Source organism: Flavilitoribacter nigricans DSM 23189 = NBRC 102662, assembly GCF_002646595.1.
GTDB classification, from domain to species: Bacteria; Bacteroidota; Bacteroidia; order Chitinophagales; family Saprospiraceae; genus Flavilitoribacter; species Flavilitoribacter nigricans.
This window is the reverse complement of the sequence record NZ_PDUD01000046.1, coordinates 80,225-105,719: the sequence shown is the minus strand read 5'-3', so window position 1 is coordinate 105,719 and position 25,495 is coordinate 80,225. Positions and strand designations below refer to the sequence as shown.

11 protein-coding genes are annotated in these 25,495 nt (G+C 44.3%); 7 read left to right on the top strand and 4 right to left on the bottom strand.

What is annotated here, in order from left to right; translation table 11 throughout:
- The 5 genes from CRP01_RS34450 to CRP01_RS34430 all read left to right on the top strand — a co-directional run.
- Nucleotides 1–2,391, top strand: a 2,391-nt coding sequence (locus CRP01_RS34450) for a T9SS type A sorting domain-containing protein (RefSeq protein WP_143473668.1), incomplete at its 5' end; no start/stop codon positions are given.
- 482 nt (nt 2,392–2,873) lie between these two features.
- Nucleotides 2,874–3,737, top strand: coding sequence for a hypothetical protein (locus CRP01_RS34445; protein ID WP_099154636.1), 864 nt, complete (start codon nt 2,874–2,876; stop codon nt 3,735–3,737).
- Between the two features lie 372 nt (nt 3,738–4,109).
- A complete protein-coding gene (locus tag CRP01_RS34440; protein WP_099154635.1) occupies nt 4,110–5,894 on the top strand; it encodes a CHAT domain-containing protein in 1,785 nt (594 codons plus the stop codon).
- Nucleotides 5,891–7,894 carry an nSTAND1 domain-containing NTPase gene (locus tag CRP01_RS34435; RefSeq protein ID WP_099154634.1) on the top strand — a complete coding sequence of 668 codons (2,004 nt, stop codon included), beginning with the start codon at nt 5,891–5,893 and terminating at the stop codon, nt 7,892–7,894. Before CRP01_RS34440 ends, CRP01_RS34435 begins: the two co-directional genes overlap by 4 nt.
- Before the next feature lie 349 nt (nt 7,895–8,243).
- Nucleotides 8,244–9,371: a leucine-rich repeat domain-containing protein gene (locus tag CRP01_RS34430; RefSeq protein WP_170110666.1), complete on the top strand. Its 1,128-nt coding sequence runs from the start codon at nt 8,244–8,246 to the stop codon at nt 9,369–9,371.
- Here CRP01_RS34430 and CRP01_RS34425 read toward each other — a convergent pair.
- From CRP01_RS34425 to CRP01_RS34410, 4 genes are all read right to left on the bottom strand, one after another.
- Nucleotides 9,330–11,741, bottom strand: coding sequence for a caspase family protein (locus tag CRP01_RS34425; RefSeq protein ID WP_099154632.1), 2,412 nt, complete (start codon nt 11,739–11,741; stop codon nt 9,330–9,332). The two genes, CRP01_RS34430 and CRP01_RS34425, sit on opposite strands and share 42 nt — an antisense overlap.
- A gap of 118 nt (nt 11,742–11,859) precedes the next feature.
- Nucleotides 11,860–12,627, bottom strand: coding sequence for a hypothetical protein (locus tag CRP01_RS34420; protein WP_099154631.1), 768 nt, complete (start codon nt 12,625–12,627; stop codon nt 11,860–11,862).
- Between the two features lie 36 nt (nt 12,628–12,663).
- Entirely contained in the window at nt 12,664–16,590 is a 3,927-nt protein-coding gene (locus CRP01_RS34415; RefSeq protein ID WP_099154630.1) for an nSTAND1 domain-containing NTPase, read from the bottom strand.
- 12 nt (nt 16,591–16,602) lie between these two features.
- Nucleotides 16,603–18,447, bottom strand: coding sequence for a CHAT domain-containing protein (locus CRP01_RS34410; protein ID WP_143473666.1), 1,845 nt, complete (start codon nt 18,445–18,447; stop codon nt 16,603–16,605).
- 708 nt (nt 18,448–19,155) lie between these two features.
- On the opposite strand from CRP01_RS34410, the gene CRP01_RS34405 reads away from it, so the two are divergent.
- Nucleotides 19,156–23,802, top strand: a complete 4,647-nt coding sequence (locus tag CRP01_RS34405) for a T9SS type A sorting domain-containing protein (protein ID WP_099154628.1) — start codon at nt 19,156–19,158, stop codon at nt 23,800–23,802.
- Complete coding sequence (locus tag CRP01_RS34400) at nt 23,802–25,493, top strand: Kelch repeat-containing protein (RefSeq protein WP_143473665.1); 1,692 nt, start codon at nt 23,802–23,804, stop codon at nt 25,491–25,493. Before CRP01_RS34405 ends, CRP01_RS34400 begins: the two co-directional genes overlap by 1 nt.
- Nucleotides 25,494–25,495: the final 2 nt, after the last annotated feature.

Genomic DNA, 25,495 nt, shown 5'->3' with positions numbered 1-25,495 from the left:
GGTTCCAGCGACGCCTGTGGAATCGCTGAGCTGGCCCTGGACCGACTGAGTTTCGGTTGTGCCGATGTAGGTAGTAATCCCGTTGTGCTCACCGTAACCGACAATAACGATAATTCCGCGACCTGTTCGGCTACTGTAACCGTAGAAGATAAGATCGTACCACAAACTGTCTGTCAGGATATCACCATTTCCCTCGACGCAGCCGGCAATGCCTCCATCACTCCCGCCCAGATCGACAACGGTTCCAGCGACGCCTGTGGAATCGCTGAGCTGGTCCTGGACCGACTGAGTTTCGGTTGTGCCGATGTAGGTAGTAATCCCGTCGTGCTCACCGTAACCGACAACAACGATAATTCCGCAAGCTGTTCGGCTAATGTAACCGTAGAGGATAAGATCGTACCACAAACTGTCTGTCAGGATATCACCGTATCCCTCGACGCAGCCGGTAACGCATTCATTACTCCGGCCCAGATCGACAACGGGTCCAGCGACGCCTGTGGAATCGCTGAACTGGCCCTGGACCGGCTGAGCTTCGGTTGCGCCGATGTAGGCAGTAATCCCGTTGTGCTTACTGTAACCGACAACAACGATAATTCCGCAAGCTGTTCGGCTACCGTAACCGTAGAAGATAAGATCGCACCGCAAGCGGTGTGTAAGGATATAGACGTATACTTAGACCCCAATGGAACGGCTTCCATCACACCATCAGAGATCGATGGAGGAAGCTTTGACGCTTGTGGTATTACCCTAAGAGCTACCCCTCTTAATTTCACCAGCGCAGACCTTGGTCCCAATTCGATCGATCTTACCGTGATCGATAACAATGACAACAGCGCTTCCTGCACCGCTACGGTAACAATTTTGAAGCGACCGACAATACTGACCTACCAGGGAGAGCTGGAAGTTCAATACTCAGATCCCGTTCAACTGGAGGCCAATTTAAAAGATGAACTCTCGGGTCTGCCGATCAGCAATAAATTGATTGTATTTACGCTGGGTAATCAAACGGTTAGTGCTTTGACGGACGGAACCGGGAAGGCCAGCAGTATCCTAGTCGTAACCCAGCCACCTTCCGTGCTTGGCAATAATTACATTGTAAGAGCCAGCTTCGAAGGAGACGACGTTTACCTGGGTGATGAAGATGCCGATAATTTTACGGTATTACAGGAAAATGCCCGAGCGGACTTCACCGGTTCCTTATTTGTATCCACGGCAGGTAATAATTCAACCGAAGCGACAGTACTTTTGTCCGCGACTATCCGGGACATCAGTGCGGTACCGGCAGATCCAGCCACTGACGGATACCCGGGGCAGATCGTAAACGCAAAAGTTAATTTTATCAACCGGGATAACGGACAACCGATCAACCCCGTTCCGCTCTCTGTTTCCGCCCTCAATGCCACTACGGGTACGGTACTTTATAACTGGAATGTAGACATTGGCAATGCTGATGCGGAAGACTTTTCGGTAGGCATCCAGGTACTTAACTATTACACCGGTAACAACTCCGAAGATGATGTAGTCATAACGGTATACCAACCTCAAAACGATTTTGTAACTGGCGGGGGCTACATCGTACTCTCCTCTGACTCAGAAGGCATTTTGAAGGGAAGTCCGGGGACTAGATCAAATTTCGGATTTAACATCAAATTCAATCCCGCCGGCACCAAACTGCAGGGTCGGGTAAGAGTTTTGACCAGGCGAATGGAACAAGATGGTGTCTTGCACACTTATCAGATAAAAGGCAACAAAATGAGCTCCCTTTCCATTGACCCGATAACCGGATATGCCTTGTTTTACGGAAAAGCGAATGTACAGGATGTTACTGATCCTGATAATCCGGTTACTGTGGCGGGTAATCTGATATTTAAAATCGAAATGACGGATAATGGGGAACCAGGCAATACCGACCTGATCGGTATGGATCTTTACTCTAACAAAGGAAGTCTATGGTATTCCAGTAAGTGGAACGGCGTGGAAACCGTAATGCAAACGTTGGCCGGAGGTAATTTAAAAGTTCAGGCCGGGAAGACCACCAGAAATTCAAATGGGAAAACCTCAAACCTTGGGAGTACGCCGGAAGGACCACCTACACCAAGCAACAGCTTAGTTTCGGGAAATACTCAAATAAGCAAAAGTGACTTACAGGTATTTCCGAATCCTGCAAGTACAACATTCAATATTCGGCTTTTCAAAGCGCAGCCGGGTATGGTCATAAGAATTGTAAATGAACTGGGCCAAATAGTCTGGACTGAAAAAGTACGATCAGCAGATACCGCTGACTTTAGAATAGACCTGCTAGATCAGCGCTTTAAAAGTGGGGTTTACTTTGTGACCATAACATCCGATGGCAAGCAAGTGACCAAGAAGTTAATTATCAACAATAGATAGCCAAATAGTCCGGGCCTACGTGGACCGGACATTAAACTTATAAGACGATCTAGCTATTTCCCAACATGGGGCTTTCCAAATTTTGAGCTAAAGCTAATTGGCTGGATATAAACTCTGGAGCGGTATCGAGTTAGGTCGGTACCGCTCTTCTATTGGGTGGCACCAATTACAGCGGACCAAATTGCTCATTTGAACTTTAGAAAGAAGTCGCAGGAAGTATGAAGAACACCATTCAATCTGCCCTAGATATCTTCAAACAGTATCAGACATACCTACCGAATCCAAATAATTACCTGAAATCAACACCAATTCCACCCTAAACCCAAATAATGTTCGCGAAAACGCATACCGACTCAAAAGCAAGAGCGTCAATTTGACTAATCCTCCAATATCCAGCAAATTTGGTTTAGCACTAGGTCCAAAAAATCTTTTGATCAACAGGCCCGAAGGCTCCACCTAAAACCAGTAAAATTTCAGGATACATGGAAGGGAAAAAAAGCTCTGAACATCAGTACAAAAGCGTTTTTAGTAAAATTTCCAATCTACAATTTGGCAAAAGAGAAGTAGCGGTACCCACCCAGATCAATCAGCGCAAAACCACATCGAAAGGCAGGTCATCGAAGTGGATCACTTTATTGGGTTTGATTGTCCTATTGGGAGTAGTAAAGCTCTTTAATTTAGACGGCCGGTTAAAGGACTGGTTCAATGGCTACCAAAGCCAGTTCCAGCAACCGGCACCGGAAGCCATAGAGGCAGGCACAGTTTGCAATCTGCTGATCGCCCTGGAAGAAGAAAAATCCATCCTCCTGCAAGATCACGAGGAACAGGTCATGGACCGGCTCGATACGATGATCCTGCAGGGTTTAAGTCCCCATGCTATAGACTCGTCATTACAGCAGGCCGAGAGGGTAGGGGAGGCGACCGCTACCATCGACATCAACGAACTGGTCTATTTTGAAGCATTAACCCAGGAACGGGCCCGACTGCTGTTTGCCGATGGTCGAAGCGAAGTATACGACCTGAGCGGTGTACTGCAATTGATCCGGGATAGGGATAAATGCCATTTCTTTCAAGCGGTATCTTTTGAGGGGCAAGCTTACGAGTATTTCAACATTCTGTACACGGAAGGTTTTGAAAAGGTCTCTTGTCAACAGGGCACTTTCTTCCGGGCCCGACTGAATATTTCCGAAAGTGAGGACCCGGCGGTGCGCATCCTACGGCATTGCGGAACGGATCTCTTTAGCTCCTATATCTACCAGAAAACCCGACGCCGCCTGGAGTTTTTGAATCCGAATAGTGATTATAGTTATCGGACGGAGGTGTTGGGGGAGGGGTGTGGGTGTTGAATGACTCATGCTTGATAAGAGTCTTGCATAATTTTTTATTCTTCATGAAACTAAATACTACTATTCTTCGTATAATCCACCTAACATACTTTGAGATAACTGCCTATCCCGTTCCCGCAGATTTCTTCCTTTATCTCCTTTTTCATTCAATATTTGGAGGAGTTGTACTGGGTGCTGCGCTTCAATAAAAGATAGAGCACTCATCTTAATTCCTACGCCTGCTAAATCTAGCATTGACAACTACTGTCTGATAATTTGTCGGACAGAGACTTGATTTTTATACGTTCTATCTAAGTCTTTGTGCTCCCCTTTTGCTAGTTAAATATTACAATTTAATATCCACTATTAATAACCGTAGATAAACCCTGAACCATGCCGCTTATATTACTAGCTTCAGCCAATGATGAAAGCCGCCCATTACCGAACCTCAAGGAGGAGCACGAAGAAATAGAAGATCTGCTTTCGGAAGGTGTAAAGAGGAAGCACTATGAGGTGCAACTAGCCAGTTCAGTCGCTTACAGTAAAATAGTAAAACGCATCGCGAATTTTAGGGAAGAGTTACTGGTTTTCCATTACAGCGGCCATGCCGATCAGAATACCCTGTTAATTGACGAGAAAACTATTCACGGTGAGAGTATTGCAGATCTATTAGGGAAATGCCCCAATCTGCAGTTAGTGATCTTAAATGGTTGTTCAACTGCCGGGCAAGTTGACCGATTACTGCAATTACCCAGTAAACCGGCAGTTATTGCTACTAATGTCGCCATTGACGATTCTTCTGCCAAAGATTTCGCCATAGCATTCTGGCGTGCATTGAGCCGGCAGTATTGTCCATTGGAAGAAGCCTTCAAATGGGGAATGATTGCAGCAAATCAATCGGATAAGGGTGAGGTAAGGGGCATATCACCTGCCAAAGATGAAATCCAGAGTGAAAATTTCTGGGCACTATTTTTTCCTGCCGAAAAAAAGAGTCGTTCCAGATGGAAATTGCCCAGTACCCGCATAGAGATTGAAAATCAGCTTGCACCCAACGAACTATTGTTGGAAAAATTGCCGGAAGCTTTCGCAGCTTTTGATCATAAATCTTACAAAAAGTTAAAAAAGATTAACGATTTTCGGAACAGTAACTTCATTGAATATTCAGAAAAAAAGAAGAAAATAACACGGAGGAATATCATTATTAAATGTCTTCCGGCCCCCATTAGTGTACAAGTAGAAAAATTATTTTGTAAAAGCGAAAACAGAGATATTCATCAGGTTTTCTACGACAAACCTTCTACCAATCGTTTAAGGCAGTTGCTACTGACTTACCAAACGGCTATGGAGCTACCCGCTTTCACCATGCTGGCCCAACTTTTTGATCTGCTTATCCAAACTGAATCCAAGATCCAGATCCACAAAGGACAATATGAAACGGTAAATCGATTCCTATCCAAACCCAATAAGAGCAGTTTACTGGATATCTACTTTCCTACCTTACAGATGGTCGGGGAAATATTAGAGCAGCATGACATGCCTCTTTTCATTCCGGAGTTAGCTGAATTTATCCTTTATAATCAGGCGGACTTTCAAGATGCTTTTGAAGGTTTAGAAAAAATGAGGCAACGAGATTTACACGAACTCGATAGTCTGGAAACAGCTCAATCCTGTGGAGAAGCCGAAGCCATGTTGGCATGTGTATTGAATCATCTCAGTTTTTTAGCGAACTACAGCATGTTTTACGTGCGCAATATCAGTGTGCTGTATAACCGTCATGCCAATCCCGCGAAATACCTACATAACATTAGTAAACTAACTTTCCGGAATAGGGAAGGTATAGCCAGTGATGATAAAACTCTAGAACATTTTTTCCCCAGAGAGTCCGTCTTATTAGAAAGAAAGCAGAAATCCGATATCCTGGACAATTATCTGAATCTGGCACCTTTTGTTATTGATGAAAATGCTTACTTATCAAAGAAGGACCGGGTGAAGTTGCATTGCTTCGACCACTTTGAGTCAAGCGGAAAAACGTATACGTACAAGCATATCTATGATCTCGACGGACAGTTATTGTCGGTAACCGAATTTGAACTTGAGCGGGAAGAGCCCTTTGCGGTAGAAGCTGTGCGCTTACAATTCAATAAATTCAGAACCCTCATCCAATCTGCTGCCTCATGAAAAGCCCATTCAAGTTTCTCGATTCCTTCGAATTAAAAGATAGAGCGGTATTCTTCGGATTTGACAAGGAGATCAGCGCACTCTATCAGCTGGCCCATCAATCCAATTTATTGCTGGTTTACGGTTTTAGCGGAACCGGTAAAACCAGTCTGATTAAATGTGGATTAGCCAGTCAGTTTGACGGGCCGCAGTGGTTTCCTTTCCATATCCGACGGGGAGAAAATATAAACCTCAGCCTACGCCAAGAGTTGGAGCAGGTAATGGATGCTACACTGGAACCTCGATTGCCCTTAGAAACACTAGTCGAAGAGATTTACGATGAATATTTGAGTCCAATCTATTTGATCTTTGATCAGTTTGAAGAGTTGTTTATTCTAGGTGATCAGACAGAACAGCAACAGTTTGCCCAAGACATACAGCTGTTACTCACTCAGGATTTACCCTGTAAAGTTATCTTCATCATCCGGGAGGAGTTTTTGGGTGAGCTTTACGAATTGGAACAATACCTACCTCACCTTTTTGATTTTAAGTTTAGGGTAGAGGTAATGAATTACCTGCGTATCCATCAAATCCTAAAATCTTCTTTTGATACTTTCAAAATTACCTTAGAGTCTCCTTCGGAGGATCGGATCGAAGAAATGATCGGTAATCTCAAAGGAAAGCAGAAAACCATTCAGCTGACCTACCTCCAGGTCTATATGGATATGCTATGGAGCGACGCTTATGAACAACAGAAAGACGATGTGGCCGTGACCGCCAAGGAGCTTCCAAAATTGACTTTCACCCAACAACAAATCGAAATGTTGGGTAACATCGACGGGGTATTACAGCGATTTCTACTGGCCAAGGAAAAAGAGATTTATCAGTATTTAGATCAACAATATCCGGAAGCTAACTTAAAAGAGGATATAGTCCGTCGAATATTAGATAAATTTGTAACAAAGGAAGGCACGAAGCAACCGGTTTATTTCGAGCAGGGAGGCCAGCAGTTGGTCCTTAAACTTATCAGCGATCCGGAGATTGCGCCCCAAATATTGCAAACATGTATCCTGCTACTAGAAGAAGACCGGATCTTACGCAGGCGGGATCAAAGCTTTGAATTAGCGCACGACAGTTTGGCCAAGCTTATTGACGATAATCGTTCGAAAGAAGAAAAGCGATTTAATCTTATTCGACAGGAAATCGAAACTCTACATAAAACCGATCATTTCCTAAATGCTAAGTTTCTCAGAGAATACGAAGATGATTTATCCAAAATGGAACTGAAGCCAGAATTGGCAGATTTCGTAGAGAAAAGCAAATTAGCAGAAGTAAAGAAACAAGAAGAGCAACGCAGGATTCAGGAAGAAAGAAAGCGGCAACGGGAATTAGATATTAAACTGGAAATTGAACGCAAAACCAGTCGACGGCGAAGAAATTTATCAATTCTGGCCGGCCTATTGGGCCTTATGGCTTTTTCCTTTATGGTATATGCTTTCAATCTCAATACAGACCTTACCAGTACCAATTTTCAATATCAAATAAAGTCGGCAGAAAGCTATGCGCTTAACCTTGAGTTTGGTGCTGCGGTAAAAACGTTAGAAGATCTTAAGGTAAATACTGCCAAAAACCTGAATACCATTCAAAAGAAGCGTTTAAATGAGCTACTGCACGATTACCAAGAAATTAATGAATGGATTTTAGAAGCGGATAGTTTATCAGCCAGGAATTGGGAAGAAAGCGATAAGCTAGGGTGGGATAAGGCACTTAAACTGATCGGAAAAGCTGCTGCGAAAGCTCCGGATAATATAAATTTGAAAACACTATACGAGAAGCAGGCCCGCAAGAACGCTATAGAAGCGGAGACTGCCTACCAATTTGTCGTTGATTATTGCCTGGAAGGGATTCATGACAGTGTAGTAATAGATGACCGATGGAAGGTAGCTAAAACGCTGGCTCCGGAAAAGGCTGAGTACCAACAGCTACCTAAAGATTGTAAATTTAAAGCAAGAAAAGAATAAATAAAAATGGTAATATAAGATTGGCTTTCTAAATAACTGCTCCATAAAAGTTAGATTGGGAACCACTGATCTTTCCTACGCCATATTCCCATGGTGGAAATTATTGGTAAAATTCCTTATATTTGAATAAACTATTTAGTTAGAGCGTTGGAATTATGCTTTAGCCTCAATTACTGCCTGTAAAATTTCCCGTCATCCCCTCTGATTTCCAATAAAAAAGTAGGTCTTGATAATGACTGAGTCTAAGCTCGGTCACAATAGATTAGTCCGCTTCTTCAGGTGGAAGCAGTTAGGAGTCCAGTTAAGGCTCACTTGCTCAACAATTTACAATCCATTTAAGCTATCAACTATGCCTTTCAAATTTTACCCCCTGATTTTGTTTGCGCTGCTCGTTCAAATTGACCTGGTGGCCCAGAGTAGTTCTTATAAAAATTATATAGAAGAGGCCAATGATTCCAGGAAAAATGGAAAATACAACAAAGCTTTAGACAACTATTTAAAAGCTAGGAAGGTATACGAAAATAGAACTGCAGGAAATGAAGCTCAAAGGGAGGAGAAAACAAAAAAACTGGAAACTGTTGATTTATTGATCCGGGAGACGGGTGAAATTATGGATAGTGTACGAAACAGCAAGGATAAGGCAGTAAAGCAGATGCAAAAAAAGTTAAACGTTACTGAAAAAAAGTATGAGCAAGCGCAAAAAACGATTGCAACTAAAGCATCAGAATTAAACCAGTTGAAGGTATCCCATGAACTCAGTCCGTCCATGGGAGTAGCTTTGACAGCCAACGCCGACAGTATCTATTTTTTGGATAATCCGGAACGCCGTTATAAAATAGTCAATAACATGGCCGCTCTAGATACCAATACGATAGCTTTGGATTTGAGAGGAGCGGACAAAGACCTAGATATCAATAAGGTATTGGATTATAAATCACTAAAAATATTGTTATTGTCAGGAATAGGCTTAACTGTTATTCCCGAAACGATCAGTCAATTGAAAGAACTTGAAGTATTAGACCTGAGCAATAATGAACTAAAAAAATTACCGGAAGCCATCGCTAAGCTCCAAAAATTGGAAACTTTGATCCTTCACCACAATCTGCTGGAAGCCAATGCCATATCGGAAGCCATTGGTCAACTGAAGGCTTTACAAACTTTAGACCTGAGCGACAACAGCCTAGATCAGCTACCGGGAGCGATAGAAGAACTGGATGATCTAAAGCATTTGTTTTTAGGTTTCAATGAATTCAGGGAAGTGCCGGAAAGCATCTACCAGCTTGAACAACTCCAAACCCTGGATTTGACTTACAATAACCTGAGCGGCATTTCGGATGAAATGACCAATCTGACAAATCTTCACACTTTATTGTTAGAAAACAACCTTTTCAAAGACCGAAACGACGCCTTCTGCAAGTTATTTAAACTTGAAAAGTTAAACAAGCTTAGCATCAGCCAGCGAAGTGCGACTCCTTAAATCCAGCTCCTTATCTATTTGCTGAAAAAACACTTTGATGGAGCCGTCCTTACTTTTTCTTTTTTCTGTAGGCGTTGCTGTAGGAAGACTTTCCAGTAGTACCATTCCACTACCGTTGGAATATCCTACTCTGTAAAACGCTCCATTTGCCCGATCATAACCAAATGGCAATATCACAGATTGTTCATCTGCCCGATTGAGTTTTACCTGGATGGGATTTTCGGTATTGACAAGATTTCGATCATTCAAGTGATACAACTCGAGGACATGCAATCCATTGGATTGGATCAGACCGGGTGAGATCGGTACCGGCCGGTCTTTATGCTCGGTCAAGCAATTAGGGATTGCCTGTTGAAAAGCCGTCTCTGCGGATCGGTAGTCAGTCAGACTGGCTTTGGCTATTAATTTTTCAGATCCTTTAATGGATAATCCCGGTAAATGATTGAATTGATGATCCGTAACGGGGACTTCCCAATCCGGTCCCTGAATTGCAAGTTCGACATCCCGGACCATCCAGCCTGAGGTATCGTTTGCTTGCGAAGGTTTACCAATAGCTTTATGTATCCCCCTAGCTGGTCCAAAATCCAGATCTAAATCTTCTTGTAAAAAGGAGTCTGTATCAAGCGCCTCATCTGTACTGACGAATATTTTGATATAATCCGAAATCCGGTTAATTCCCCATTTTAGGTAAGCAGAATTGACAAAGGCTTCAAATTGCATTTTAAATTGTCCATTTTCCAAATAGGTCATCCAAACCTCTTGTCTGGCAGGCAAGCGCTGTTTCCGCAAATACTGGTTATCTATACCGAAGGTGCTGGACAGGTATACTGCGCTTACCCAATAGTTAGCATATGGATTTTCATTGACGATACGCAACCGGAATTTAGGTTTTTGCCATTCACCCGTTTGGCGGCAATAGGGTAGGATTACCGGCACAGTGGGATCTGTTACAACTTCCGCTTTGGACTGTCCATCACAACTCTCCAAGCTGATCTCGATACGAATATCATCTTGATGAATGGCCGAATTTGGATTATAATGGAGCAGTAAACCTTCCCACTGGGCTACCGCTGCTACACGTTGCAAAAAAACATCTGTATCTTCCTGATCAGTTTTCCTGACCGGTACCCGTTTAAAAACAGGTATTTTTTCTCCCGGCCTCACTAATACCAATGCATCTTTCCAGTACTGCACCAGGTATTTGGGTGATAGTAGATCTTCGTGGACCATTATGGTAGGATAGTCTTCCAGATTTTGGGTCAAAACATCTTTTAAATTCTGGGGTAGATTTGGATCAATCCCAATAGATAGGGGGGGAGTAGCATTGCGCTGAAGTTGAGCCGCATACTGTTGATCAGGATCTTTACCTTCCATCCCGCTTACTTCGGACTGATGAGCATGTACGCGCACCACCGTAACGACAGTGCCGTCTTCCAGCGCAAGTGTAGTAGAAAAATCAGGTTGAGAAGGAACGATATTCTGGACGGCCCCGGCTTGTAACAGCCAGCGGTTCGTTGGTCGGTCATAACTAATCAAATAAGAGAGTCCTTTTGTGGTTTTCCTTCCCAGGAAGCCGGTACTCCCATTCGTTCCTACCAGTTCCAGTTGAGGATGTTGCTGGGTAGTAGTTCCGGTGACTTTAATTCGCGTTCGGTGCATCAATTCCTCGTAAGATTGAAAAGTACCTCCCTGTTGCAATACCTGTAACAGGCAATAAGTGAATACCCCGCGGTCGGAATGGTCCAGGTATTTTTCTTTGGCCAGTTCGTAATCAGCAGATGCAGCCAAATGCACATGTCGGCCACCAGGGGGCGTCAAATGATCTTTGAAATAGGTCGAATAGCCATAATAGTCTTCCAGCTCAACGGACTTGTTATTGGCTTCCACCGACCGGTAGCGTTCTTTGACTAAGGTTCGGGTTGCGGACCCGGAATGACAGCAATCCATGATGGATACAAAGTGGATACCCTTATTTTGGGTGGCTTCCCAGATCAGATAGGCCAATTCTTTGTCCATGAGGTCTCTACCGTCAGCCAACCGGCTATCATAACACACAATACTTTCATTCAAACCGGTTGGATTATTCCAAAATTCCTGAGGGGCTTTGGCCTGAGAGCCATGCCCGGAATAGTAAAACAAGCAACAGTCACCGGATGTAGCGGCTTTGAAGTGCTGAAATCCGTCGATAATATCCTGCCGTTTTGCCGTTTTGTTGCTGAGCATTTTTCCTTTATAGCTCATCCCCTGAGCCTTGGCATATCTTTTCAGGAATCCATTCATTTCTGCCCGGTCATTCGAGCAGCCCCTGAGTCGATGCCGGGGTATCGGATATTTATCGATACTGACCAGTAGAGCGTATAGCGTAGCCATAATAAGATGTTGAAAATGAATAGCTAAAAAGATTTAGTGTCTCTGATATGAGCGTTGAAGCTAGACGGAGATAAGCTCGGCCGACTTCAACGCTCAGGTTTAGCGGTGATCCGTTACATTAATCGGTCACCAGTTCTTCTTCCTCGTAGGGAACTTCTGCCCATTCAATACTATTCCCATTTCCATTCCCAAGATCAATAGTCTTGGTATCGAGCCCCATTCCACCAAAAAGCTTACTTTTCAGCTTCACTAATTTGTACAGTGGAGTGATCCCACTTTGAGCGATAAGTTTCATTCCAACCCCTCTATTGCGCACTACTTCCAAATTCAGGCCTGCATTAGCAATATCCAATTCTCCAGCCTTAACATCACTTTTTGCCTTTAATTCAATTTTGGCATCCTTGCTATTAGTAATCAGAATAGTTGCAGCATCTGCGGCTAATACTTCCGAAACAATAACATAATCTTTTTGCCACCTCCCCTGCTGAAATAGTTCCATTACGCGGCGCTCAATTTCTCCTTTGTTCGTGACGATGTGGTGCGTAATACCGTTCGCTTTGAAGACAATAGCGTTCTCGCCAGAGAAATCCACAGCAATACCGGCCTCCGCATCGGTTAGTGCGTCGAAAGCCTCACCAGCCGACCCGCCCAGTTTGGTAGAAATCTGGGTACTACCTTCGCTGACGTACTCTAAATCATTGCTTGTTCGCTTTTCAGAAATCTCCAGTCTGATATCAAAATCTTCCAATGATCCGTGAACATCAAATACTCCCCTACGGATTTTTCCGTAGCGGCCGACGATCATGGGGCGACTGGGTTCCCAGGTGGCGCGGTAACCGAACTTCTTGTTCATGTGATGGAGGTAAGTTTTCATTGCACTTGTCATAGTACTATAATTTGTAGGTTAATAAATGACTGATATTTATTTCTTCTTAAAATCCTGCCGTAAACCGACTGCTTGGAAGAAGGGAGTTAGTGTTTGGTTAGACAGGATTATGTGGGTTTTAGCCGAATCTAATGGCACGAGAGATCTCGTAAGAGTAGAGTCCACGTCGTAATTTTCTTCAATTCCAAATTCGACAAAACCTCTATTCCAGCTATAGCCGACCACGATGGTGCCGTCGGAAGTATGATATACATCGTGAACGATCAGCCAGTTGGGGCGCCATATTCCTTGATCGTACAACTGTAAGACATAAGCAGCTACGATATGCAGATCCTCGATGCGGTAACGGGTCATTTCCTGGAAGTCCATATAGATACCGCGGCTTTTCAATTCTAATTTTAAGCCGGATTGACCGTTAGGCACTGCTTTGAATTTTTTATCCTGAATTCCCGGCAGTTTGGTTAAAACGTTACAATTGGAAGTATAGCTGATACTTTCTACACTATCGATGGTTACGTTAAAAGGGATACCCAGTTCCTGTAAAGTAGTATCCCGTTGAAATTTACCTTGGTAAAATCTACCAACTGCGCCAATGGTAATTTGTCGGGAGGGCGGCCAGGTAGCGGAGAACGTACGCCCTGGTTCCATCTGTTTCAGTTGCTTATGATATTGTCTAGCCGGAGGATGAGAAAAAATACTTCCTTTAGTTTCGTACGGTACCAGTATGGCACCGGTAACATTGAGTAAATGACTATTGAGGTTATCGATCCGTCGAGCTACACTAATCAGACTGTCAGATCTGTTCATAGCAAAATTTGCCAAATTCATATTTAATTCTTCCGATTCTGAAAGTTGCTGGAAAACGAGATATAAAGAGTCCCGCACCCTCGCTAGGGAATCTGCCTGTGCTTGTGCACTTCCTTTTTGTAGGAGGGCTTCTGTTGCGTTTCTTTCAGCTCTCAACGCTTGTTTTTGTGCTTCTTCAGCGGATATGTACGCCTGTTTTGCGTTGATTTGAGCTATTCTTTGTAATAGTCGTGCACTATCCGCTAAAGTCTGAGCTAATAAATTGGAAGCATTGGCTATATCCCTTTGCAGGATTGCTTCTGCAGCCGCCGACTCAGCCATTAGACGCAAAGAGTCGGCTTGAATTTGAACAAGGACAGCCCGTTCTGCATTATAGATAGCTGAGATTTCGCTGGTTTTTGCTTTATTCGCCTGGTCAATCGCAAAAAAGGTACTTAACAGCAGCACTAAACTCATTGTTGTACTTCCAATCAATATATAATTCCGCTTTGCCTTGATACGTTTTTCTGCTACTTTATGCTCCTCAATTGCTGTCCTTGCAAAATCACTCTCCCGTTGATTGAGCCAATTATCTTTGTGCTCTAATATCTCCTGAAGTCTTAGTAAGCGGTGACCTTCCCAGAGCAGTTCGTTTGACTTAGAGTTTTCCCACTCTAGCAGGGAGACCGCCAGGCGCTCTCGCAACAATATATTTTCTTTTCCAAAATTCCGGATCCACTCCCATAGCGTTGTCCAACTCCAGAGCAGAGCATCGTGTGCCGGTTCTATGTAAGGCTCCTGATCCGCATCAGTGTTTCTGACGATCAGCCGGGCACTGACCAAAGCTGACAAAACGGACTGGATCCGTTCATTCTCTTCCGCAGACGGATAATGCAATTCCTGGAGCAGCACCCGCCGGCTGGCCAATTCGGATCCTTCCATGGAGACCATCCGTAAACTTACCTGACGCATGGTGCGGCGATGGGCATGATCCGGGAGTTGTTGATAGATCTCGTCAGCCATCGTATGCAAAGCACCGAAGATGCCACCAACTTCCTGGTAGATCTCCTTACTGATGACGCGCTCATACTGAGCTAATGCCCGTTCACTCATTACGTGCAGGGCCAGAGATAATAACGGCAGGGCAGCCGAGCGATCGGCCACTTCAGCCGCAATGAGGTCCGGCAGATCCTCGGGTTCAAAAATAAACGCACCCAAATGAGCCGGTTCTTCGATGATTTCCAATAATTCGTTGTGACGAAGCGTAGGTACCACATACCGTCCGGCCTGCCAGTATTTTTCCAGATCCGTCCGCAGGAACTGCGGTTCAAAGTCAGATCGAACCGTAATGATCAATTTGAAGGTCAAGTCTTCCCGCCAGTTCGGGATGATGTTGCCGGGGTTTTCAATTAAAGCAAGCAGCGTGCGCACAAAGCTGTTTATATCCTCCTGATCTACGGCCCGGGTGACCAATTCTTCAAACTGATCGATCAGTAAAACCATACCGATGGTATCTTCTGATTGTGCTGCCATAGATTGCACCGCCTGGCTCAGGGCTCGCATAGGGTATTGACCCGGTCTCAGGATCTCAATCATCCCAAAACCACTTTGCCGAAGCCGGGGGAAAAGACCAGCTTTGATCAAGGAGGATTTTCCACTGCCGGAAGCGCCGATCACGACCAATAAAGGATGCTGATCCAATACATCCATTATACTAAAGATCACCCGGTCTCGACCGAAAAATAAGTGCGCGTTTCTTTCTTGAAAAGCCACCAAACCCAAATAAGGGTTGCCGTCGATCCGAGCGGTCTGATTCAGTGAACGAGCGCGCTTTCCGGCAATTTTAGCAGCCAGAATATCGTGCATCAACTCAAATCTTTCCTCTTCCAAAGGACGTATCAGCCAAGAATCCTTGAGCGCTTTCAAGCAGTATTCAAGTTGTTCCAGGGACAATTTGCTTTTATGGGAGAACCGGATAATTTCCGATCGGGATACCGGCTGCTTGGTGTTACGAGGCGAGACGAATAAATGCTTTAGAAAGTGTAGGATGAGTCGCTGTGGATGCTCTTCCTTTCCCCACAATTTACGGACATCGACCGAGGCTCGTAGCTGATCAAATATTTCATGTTCAGCAATTTGGCTCAAAACTTCATCCAGGAAGAAAGAAAGTGCTTTCTGAAACGGCAATGTTTGGGTAACGAGCTCCGTAGTAAAATCAATTTTGGAATCAAATTGCAAAGCAGCCTGTCGGTAAAGTTTCTCCAGATAGATCTGAAGCGAGGGTAGATCTACGTACAACGTCCGACCGATCTGGCCGCTTCCGCGCGATGTATCGGACCAATCTGCGGTCATTTCTTCTACAATGCGCTCAGGAGTTTTTGACTCGTAGGTAAATTGCAATGCTCCGTTATCCATATTTACAGTACTACGGGAATCCATGGCCCACTTATCCTGAATGGAGCGAAACATATCTGTTACCAAAGTGACAACTTCCGATTGACGTAAGGGTTCGATCTTCAAACGGTTATCGAAAAAATGCGGTAACTGCTCTTCACAATCAGTTAAACATGCGAGATACTCCTCCCTCAGGGAGAACAACATGGTACAGGGGATCTCCAGACGATCGAGAGCGGCAAGAGTAGTGATAAACGTTTGCTTCTCTGCTTCGCTTCCTTTGATAAAGAGCTCTTCAAACTGATCAAAAACCAGGTACACCGGCCTCAAATAACGATTGTAGATCCTTACCACTAAATTGGTAGCCTTATTTTTTTCAAATGCATCCTCTAAGACAGCTGAATGATCTATTTTAGCCGTAACCGTGGATGAATCAGCAAAATCAGCCTCCTGAATCCATTTAGCCATATTTTTCATTAAGCTGGATCCGGCAACTTTTTGATCCTGCTTTTCTAGTATTTCGCTTAGTTTTCGATCCAATGCCTGATTGTAATCCTCCCCTCTGCGAATACTGATCGGCAGCCAATCTCCCGGTCGAAATTTATTAGCCAGACCACACTGGATCAGGCTGGTTTTACCAACACCGGATTTACCAAAGAGTACCACTAGATCAGATTTTAGCACCAGCTGGTAAAGCGCTTCTGTTTCTTTTTCCCGGCCAAAATAGAGATGCTGATCTTCCGGTCGGTAGGACTCCAGAAATTTGAATGGACTAATTTTCATAACTGTGGAAGATTAGGCATCTAGGAAAAGTCCCAGAAAAGGTTTCAGAGAGCAGTTTATGGTATCATATAATTCATTTCCCGGAGCAAAGGATACGATGCGTGACGGGTCAAAAGCAAGCTGATAGTGAAAAGTCCCACTACTATCATAGTGAGAGAAGATCAGCAGGTTTTCTTTGGTTTCTTCACCAAAAGCATTCATATCCAAAATAAATGGGCTGAGGTTGATGTGATCGAAAAAACTCAACGAAAGCACCGAGTTCACCTTTCGTTTTTTGTCGTCCTCAATCACTTCCTTAGTGCCTTTATTATTCGGAGAGTTGGCGAGATTGACCAATAATACTGACTTGGAACAGGTATAATCAGCCCACTGTCGTCGACCTTTGTTCCGGCTGTTGGCATTCTTGTAGTAGTTATGGTCAAAGATCGGCATATCCATATGGCGGTACATGATCAGTTCGATCACTTTGACCGTGATTAGATCATATTGCGCGCAAAAAGCCAGATCCGATAAATAATGAGCCAGATGGACTTCGCTTTCTTTACACCAATATTCTACCTGCTGAGCATCCGATAGATTGATCGTTCTTTGTGCTAGCTTTTCCTGTAGGTCTCTGAAAAACCGGTATGCAGCGGAGAAGTTATTTTCGGTGTTAACCAAACTAACCAAGTTTTGTAATTCATGAATAAAGTAGGGAACACTAACTTGATCAATAATCTGCCGTACCGCCCGGATCAACGGTATAAAGTCGGTATACTTTCGGTCTTTTCGTTTGGTGTGAAAAAATTTTTGGATCAAATCCAAATTAGAAGAAGATGCTTTCCTATCAATCGGTAATACCAGTTCGTTATCTTCCCGTTCACAACTTTCCCATAATTGTGACAGGATAATAAAAAACATCAATTCGTTGAATACCTGATAGATCTCCATGATCTGGTACAGGCGTTCCTGACTGATCGTATCAAAAAGCCTTTCTTCCGAGCGTACGTATCGACTCGGTGCCAGTAATCGCCTCAATTCATTTTCAATCATGGTCGGAAAGGCCTGGGTGATGGCGGTATTAAGTTGCTCAATGTCTTCGTCATCACCTTCCAGTACCCTATTATGGATTTCTTTTACTCCCTTAATACCCAGGTTTAGTAATTTGCGGTACAGCTGACGCATTAAATATTCATTGATCTCATGATCATTTGGCATACGTGATCTCAGGCTTGGCCTGTAGTCTAAATTCCAATGGATAAAAGGTTCGTGCTCCGGTTGGTAAAATATGCCCCAACAAGGCATATTATCCTCCTTGGCGGGCTTCATCCCCCGATATATCTGAATTCCGGGCTGATACTGATACAGATAATTTTTAGCTGCTTCGAATGCCTCCATGATAGAGGTACGTTCGAATAAAAAATGCTCATAAAATTTTTGCGAGAATTCCGATGCTATTTTATCATCGACCGGATAATGCGTTCCAATGACGATAGGAACGCCGGCACTTAACAGGGCATGCTGATGATACTCCGTACAACAACCATTCAAAAAACAGCACACCATACGATGAGAATGCGTAAGCTCCTCTTTCAGTCGCTTGGCAAATCCCTCGACGTAAGAAGTGATATCTTCCAGCTTCAGTCGATCTTTATCAGCGTGTCCACTGAAGTGAAATATGGAAAAGGTGCGACCGTATTTCTGCACTATATCTTCGGCATGTCCCTTTTTGAACGTAGGTTCTGAGCGAAATATAAAAGGTGGGTTATTTCCACATTCATTAACGATGCGACGATGGGCTTCCGCTTCAATTGATAGATTTTGCAAATCACCATCAGGATTTGCATAGGCAAAGTACAAAAGGGGTTTAATACTCATAGTACTATAAATTATCTGGTGGATAGTTTTAGCCTGTCTAAGTTTTAGTATTCAGCCTAAGCGTACGGTCCCGTTTCGGGCAAGGCTACTTATTCGCTTATACTTCACGGTGAGAATGGTCACTTAGCTTAGACTAAGCTCCTAACCTACCCGATCGTCTAATCGAATTATTGACGCTTTTCGCTTCAAAGACCAAATTTTAGACAAGCATCTCTTAGCAATATCCGGCTATGGCAACTAGAGGGAAATATATCCATTTGGTGTTCTCAAACTCCTAATGGGAAATATATCCTTTAGCAACAATAATACCGGATAATAAAAATTTATCTTTTTATCTATTCAACCTAGCGTGAAGGCGAGCGATGGATTTTAGCCATTTAAATTACTGGAATTGGGAATTCCTGTGGTTTTTTAATGATTCTTATTAATTAAATCGAATCTTAAGGCTCTAATAACGAAATTATATTACGCTGAATAAAAGAAATAGTTTCAAAATTCAACCTAGATTATTTGATGATCTATACTATTCACTTCCGAAGTTAGTTTCCCGATTTCCTTTAAAGGGTTTCCTCCTTAATAATACTTGAATTTGTATCTACCCTCCAGCTAAGACCAGACAGCATCAGCCAAATCATTTCTTGTAACAGAGGATTTTTTACTATCTTGGAAATAGTTACATAAACCCTAATGCCTAAATAGCTGACTATCATGAACTGGCATATAAGCTTAAACCTCGTCCTATTCTTACTCGTCTTTCTACCCACTGCACACCCGCTCTTACCCACTGTATTTTCGTCCGTTGGAAATCAGCCGATCATTGAAAACCGTAGTGTGGCTGGCATTGCTAAATCAAATTCTGATAATGCCGACGATTTATTAGACTGCTTTTCAGTTGAGTATCTCGAATGTGACAGTAAATTAGTCCAGCAGGATAATACCTTCAGTAGTAATAATAGCACCACCTTTAAGATAGGTGATCAGGTATGGGGCGATAATACCGGGCCGGAGCTCCTATACTACTTCGATATCTATTACACGGAGGAAGTGACGATAACCCTGGATAACTTCGCTGCTTCCAAGAATTTCGAGTTAATTCTGTTGCGGGACTGTGATGAAACAATTGGGATAGCCGCCAGTACCAACCCGGTAGGTGTAGGGGAACAAATCAAAAGAACGCTCGAAGCAGGCCGTTACTACGTAATGGTAGAGGGGAAAGACGGGACCTCCGGGACTTTTGACCTCTCGATAGACTGGAATTGCCGGGAAAATGCCGAAACCGGTCCAATTCCTATTCAATGCGGACAAACGGTGGAAGGGAGTACCGTTGGCTTTTCCAATGATCTAACCATTGAAGACTATGAGGAATGCATAGAATTTTCTTTGGGCGAGGCCTACGAATACAACGATGCTTTATATCGCCTGGATCTATCGGAACCGCAATTTGTAGAAATTGAGCTCGACATACTTTCAGAAGGTTCCAGCCTGGATTTACTATTGCTGGAAAGTACTTACATACCGGCTCTACCCAATACCCCAATTGTGGGATCATGCCTGGCCAAAGGAGAATACAAAAGCATCAGTGAGCGATCGTTGTTCATAGAACTGGAAGCCGGCACTTACTGGATTGCCATTGATGGTGGCATAGTGGGATTCTGGATCGGAGCTCTTCCGCCGAATGAGGGAGTGTTCAGACTTGGTCTGAACTGTAAAGCATTTCCCTCTCCTTGTGATCTAAACGGAGAATTCATCACTAACGGTAATACGGTATTAAGTAAACGCACGGCCGAAATAACTACAGTCTCTCTGGCTGGGATTGACTGTATTGCTGATGATTATGATCTTTCCTCCGGCGTCAAGGGCCATATCTTCACCTATTACAGTGAGACTGAATCCCCTACTACAATAGAGTTGATCAGTGACGATAATAGAACCAATCTCTATGTCTATAATTGTAGTATTAATGACCGAAACCAAGCTTGTATAGCAAGTACTAATGCAGAAGAAAAGAAAATCACCTTCGCCGCACATAGTGACACATATTTTCAATTATTGATTCTCACTCCGCCGAGTGGCGATGAAAGCTTTACTCTGACGATCCCTGTTCCGGATGGTCCTTGCAGTAGTGACACGCCGGAATTGTTTCAGCGAGAACAAGTGATAAACGGGTTATTAGACGGAGCGGGAAATGATTTTGATGTCAATCAATCGGACTTTTTTCAGCACTGCTCTAAATACGATTTTGACTATGATGGAGAGGATCGATTATTTCAGCTAGATTTTCCATCCTCACCGGAAAATATAATTGCTTCAAATATAGAAGATGAAATAATTTTTAACGATGGTACGAATATTATCCATCTGGAATCGGCATCAGCAATGGGTCTGTTCTTATTCAATTACCAGTGTGGACAAAAAAATTGCCTAGCGCGCTTGGAGTTACCGGCAGGCGGAGGAAAAGACAGCCTTTTTATCGATGAATTGATCAATAAACCAGGTACGTACTACATGGTGCTGGATAAGGCAGAATCAGAAGGTAGTGCGGCCTTTACTTTATCTTGGGAATTTCAAGACCTGTTTATATTTTGCGATCCCGATGATTCCAAGAAACACACTATTGCTTTCCAAAATAATATATTATTCAATCAGGAAATTATTAAGCCGGAAGATAGATTGTATATTGACTATATTGATAAGCAATATGTTGGAGAAGTAATGTACCAACCCTATTCGGTGAGCCGAGATCAATCCGGTGAATATGATTTGCTTTCATTAGATCTGCTTGAGCAGGAGATTATCTCTCCAGATTCCATTCTCCCGAATCCTGATATCTTTCCCCAAAAATGTGGTTTCAAGGAAGGGGAAGCAATATCTTTCAGACTCTTGAAGGAGAATGGTTTGATTTATACGCTTCGTCCTATCTATGATACGACTTCAATATTTGCATCACCAAAAAACTTTACCGCCGGCGGAGTGAGTCTGGTAGAAGGGTTTGAGATCAGTAACCCAGAAAGCTTGGTAAAAGTAGACTTCGAACCATTCAGCATAAATCCGCTGGCTATTCCCTACACCGCTGGTTCCTTCGAGGCGCATATTGATGTAAATGGTAGCTGGGAGATCGCTAACCTTCCACCAAATGACTGGTTACAGGTTTTCGATGCGCAGACAGGCCTCGGGGGGGCACCACTAATTCAGGGGAAAGGGCCCAGGAAAGTACTAGTAACCATTGCCGAAAATCCCGAAGCCGAGAGCCGGCAGGTAGTGTTTGAGATCGTATCGGAATTTGGACTTGCCCGTCGGGTATTAATCAGACAAGTTCCCAATCTCTGTTTGTCTTCAGGTGTAGATCTTGCCCCGGAAGTCACTAATATTGCTTGTAATGGAGACGCTACCGGTGCCATATTCTTCTCTCCTGAAGATGTTGAGGCGCTAAGCTTCAGTTGGGGTGATGGAATTCAAGGACCTGAAAGAACGAATCTTCCTGCCGGGATTTACACCGTAACGGTCTCTGATCAATCAGGCTGTGAATCCATCCAGACCTTTTCTTTATCCGAACCATCGACACCATTACTAGTCGATCTGGATGTGCAGGACTTTTCACTATGTGCTGATGAAGTAACGGCTGCTTTAGTGACCGTTACCGGCGGCACACCCGAATATGTTATCAAGTGGAACGACGGTGCCACCGGTTCTATCAGGACTAGTCTCGTAGCAGGGAATTATCGTTTTACTGTAACGGATAGTGAAAGTTGTACGACAGTTCAAACGTTCGAGGTTGATCAGCTACCCTTACAATCGGTAGCCATCGACGGCAACCGAAGCATTTGCGCCGGAGACAGCACGGAGCTGTCCCTAGATGGTTTTCAGTCTTACCTTTGGAATAACGGGACGACTACAAATTCTATTTCCGTGAAAACTTCCGGGACCTACTCTGTCGTTGTCGTCGACCAGAACGGATGCGAAATAGAAGCTTCGGCGCACGTGACGATGTACGAAAAACCGGAACCGATGATTACCGGCTCGCTCAGTATCTGTCCGGGCGGTTCTACTGTACTGAGTGTGGATGAGTACAGCTCCTATCAGTGGTCTACGGGTGAAACTGGCCCTTTCATACAACGAGCTGTTCCGGGACCAGTTTCAGTAACCGTTACCAATGCTGATGGTTGTGTGGGCACGGCTGCCGTCAACATCGTTGAAAATGAAGAACTGCAACCCCAAATCAGCGGAGATCAGGAAATTTGTGAAGGTGGAGTCACTACGCTGGATGCTGGAGCATTTGCCGGCTACCAGTGGTCGACCGGATCAATAAACAGGACGATCCCGGTGACTGCTTCGGGGACATACCGGGTAACGGTAACGGACCAGCAAGGCTGTACCGGGAAAGCGGACTTTTCCGTTACGGCCTCTCCACTTCCCCTGCCTTCCATCATTGGCGATACGGAGTTGTGCTTTGGGGAATCTTCTCCTTTATCCGTAGCTGATGACTTTACCACTTACTTTTGGAGTGATAACACCACCGGATCAACTATAGAGGTCCGCACCAGCGGTACTTATCGGGTCAGCGTTACCGACGAAAAAGGCTGCCGAGGTGAAGACGAAATAATCGTTTTTGTGAACCCGCAAATCAGTCTGCGGCCGGAAGTGAACGAGATTAGTTGTTTTGGAGCCGCTGATGGCAAACTGCTCGTTGAGGCAAGCGGAGGCACAGGAACACTGTCGTATCAATGGGAGCCTGATCTCGGTGATTTGCCGAATCCCTCCAACCTGGGACCGGGTGTATATAACCTGACGGTCACCGATGAAAACAATTGCTTCATCAGTGATACCTGGGAAGTGAAGGAACCGCCCGCCCTGGATTTCGCCATTGATTCTATTCGACACGAAACCACGGATTCTCTGGGTTTCATTAGCGTGTCAATTACCGGAGGGGTACCGCCCTATACCTTCTACTGGTCCTGGCCGGGAGGCTTCCGGCAAACTAATATGCCCAATTCGGGAGCGCTGGCCGCCGGCAGTTATACTATACGGGTAGAGGATGCTAACGGCTGTACGGTGGAAGTAGTCGACGTCAGGATTGATCAGGCGGTACCCACTGCTGCTCTCCATATCCTAGAGCAAAATTTGACAGTATATCCCAATCCGGGAAAAGGTATATTCCAACTGGAATGGCAGGAGGTGTTGCCGAAAGAGCTGGAGGCCCGGGTAATCAATGTTGTTGGAGCAACCATCGTCGAATTCACCATCCCAATGGCTAACCGAAAAACGTGGATTAATTTGGAAAACCAATCCGCCGGTATTTACGTTCTTTTCATTCGGGATCAAAATCATTACATCGCACGCAAAATCATTATTGAATAGTGAGAAAATCGTTGGTCAACTGCTTTCTAATAAACAGAGTCGCGTTAATATGGATACTCGGTCAACTCCTGTTTTCTTGTGAACAGGAATTCGCTGAACTGGATTTTGTTAATGCCGAGCTATTAGCTATCGAAAAAACCGGCATTAATGCTGCACGCTTTCAAATTGGTATAACCGGTATTGATGGCGTGTTGGCGCCGGAAAATTTGCCGACCGAATTTGGATTAGTCTGGTCGACCGATAATCTGGAACCGACGCTGGCGGATAATAAGGAAACCATAAATATGCCGTTAGCAAATGGTGTGGACTATAGTGTTGATCTGACAGATCTACTCATTACTGCTTCCTACTACTGCCGCGCATTTGTAAAAGTTGGTTCGCGGGAAGTCTACAGTGAAACCAGAACCCTATCTTTTGGCGAAGACTTTCAGATAAAGCTCTTGCCGGATCGAGTGGCAATTACTAACGATCAGGCCGAAGTAAGTGCGGTCTTGATCATTAATCGTGAGGATACACTGGAGGATCACGGTTTTGTTTTTTGTCCTTCCGAAACCTTTCCGGGATTGACCGACCCCGATAAAGTCAAATCCAAAGGCCAGACCGATCGCGACGGTGAGTTCAGCGCTACGCTGGATAGCCTCGATTTTAATACAGATTATCACCTTTGGGCTTATGCCGTATTAAACGGAGAGGTGATCATCAGCGAGCCCATTATTTTCTCCACGATCGGTGGTTGGCGAAAGTTTGCCATTATCGATAATCAGGAGTTCAAAGATCCGGTAGGGGAGAGCTTTGGAGCGGAAGCCATTATTTTGATGGGTTGCGGATTAACGGCCTGCAGCTTTGTCGAAGCCGCAGATTTTAAAACTATCTGGACTTTTAATCCCGGCACAGATCAGGGAGCTACCATCTTGCCATCATCCGTACCAATGATGGCTCCCTTAGCGAGAGTGGGGAGCGTATCATTTAAATTGAATGGAAAGTTCTATTTCGGCTTAGGTCAGATCGAAGATCAGATGCAGGCCGATTTTTGGTCCTATGATCCGGGAAACGGTATGTGGATGCGAGAGCAACCCTTTCCCGGAATTTTACGAAAGGATGCTTTCGGAGTGAGTCTCGACGGGAAAGGCTACATCGGTACCGGTTGCCGGGATCTGACCCGCGAATGCATTGATGGATGGCTGGATGATGTCTGGTCTTATGACCCCATTGCGGGTGCCTGGGATTCTATCGGCGTGTTACCTCTTTATGCTAACAATCAATCTATCAACCGGGGAAGAACCAACGCGGTGGCCTTTGTGGTCAACGACCGCTTATTTGCCGGATTCGGATATACCGGACTCGACCTGAATGATTTATGGGAATTTGACCCGAATCAGGAGAACTGGGCCCGTCGTGGTTCTTTTGATGTGCAAGATTCAGGGCAAGGCATTGTAACCGTTCCCATCGGATCTAGTGTATTCCTGGGCTTAAGTGAAGATCTATCCAGCGATGCGTGGTATGAATTAAGTATACCCGCAACTGCCAACGATTCCTTTGGTTTTGAACAGCGACAATCTCTACCTAATGATCCGGTATTCCCGACGGCAGCAGATTTTGTTTTCGAAATCAATGGTCGAGTCTATATGGTAGGTACGAATAATGCCTATAATTCAACGGATATTTGGGAATATGTGCCGGCTGCACAATGATT

Coding starts and splice junctions, on each gene's coding strand:
- CRP01_RS34420 (WP_099154631.1), bottom strand. CDS start 12,627: ATGACAAGTGCAATGAAAACTTACCTCCATCACATGAACAAGAAGTTC.
- CRP01_RS34435 (WP_099154634.1), top strand. CDS start 5,891: ATGAAAAGCCCATTCAAGTTTCTCGATTCCTTCGAATTAAAAGATAGA.
- CRP01_RS34425 (WP_099154632.1), bottom strand. CDS start 11,741: ATGGCTACGCTATACGCTCTACTGGTCAGTATCGATAAATATCCGATA.
- CRP01_RS34440 (WP_099154635.1), top strand. CDS start 4,110: ATGCCGCTTATATTACTAGCTTCAGCCAATGATGAAAGCCGCCCATTA.
- CRP01_RS34405 (WP_099154628.1), top strand. CDS start 19,156: ATGAACTGGCATATAAGCTTAAACCTCGTCCTATTCTTACTCGTCTTT.
- CRP01_RS34410 (WP_143473666.1), bottom strand. CDS start 18,447: ATGAGTATTAAACCCCTTTTGTACTTTGCCTATGCAAATCCTGATGGT.
- CRP01_RS34415 (WP_099154630.1), bottom strand. CDS start 16,590: ATGAAAATTAGTCCATTCAAATTTCTGGAGTCCTACCGACCGGAAGAT.
- CRP01_RS34430 (WP_170110666.1), top strand. CDS start 8,244: ATGCCTTTCAAATTTTACCCCCTGATTTTGTTTGCGCTGCTCGTTCAA.
- CRP01_RS34445 (WP_099154636.1), top strand. CDS start 2,874: ATGGAAGGGAAAAAAAGCTCTGAACATCAGTACAAAAGCGTTTTTAGT.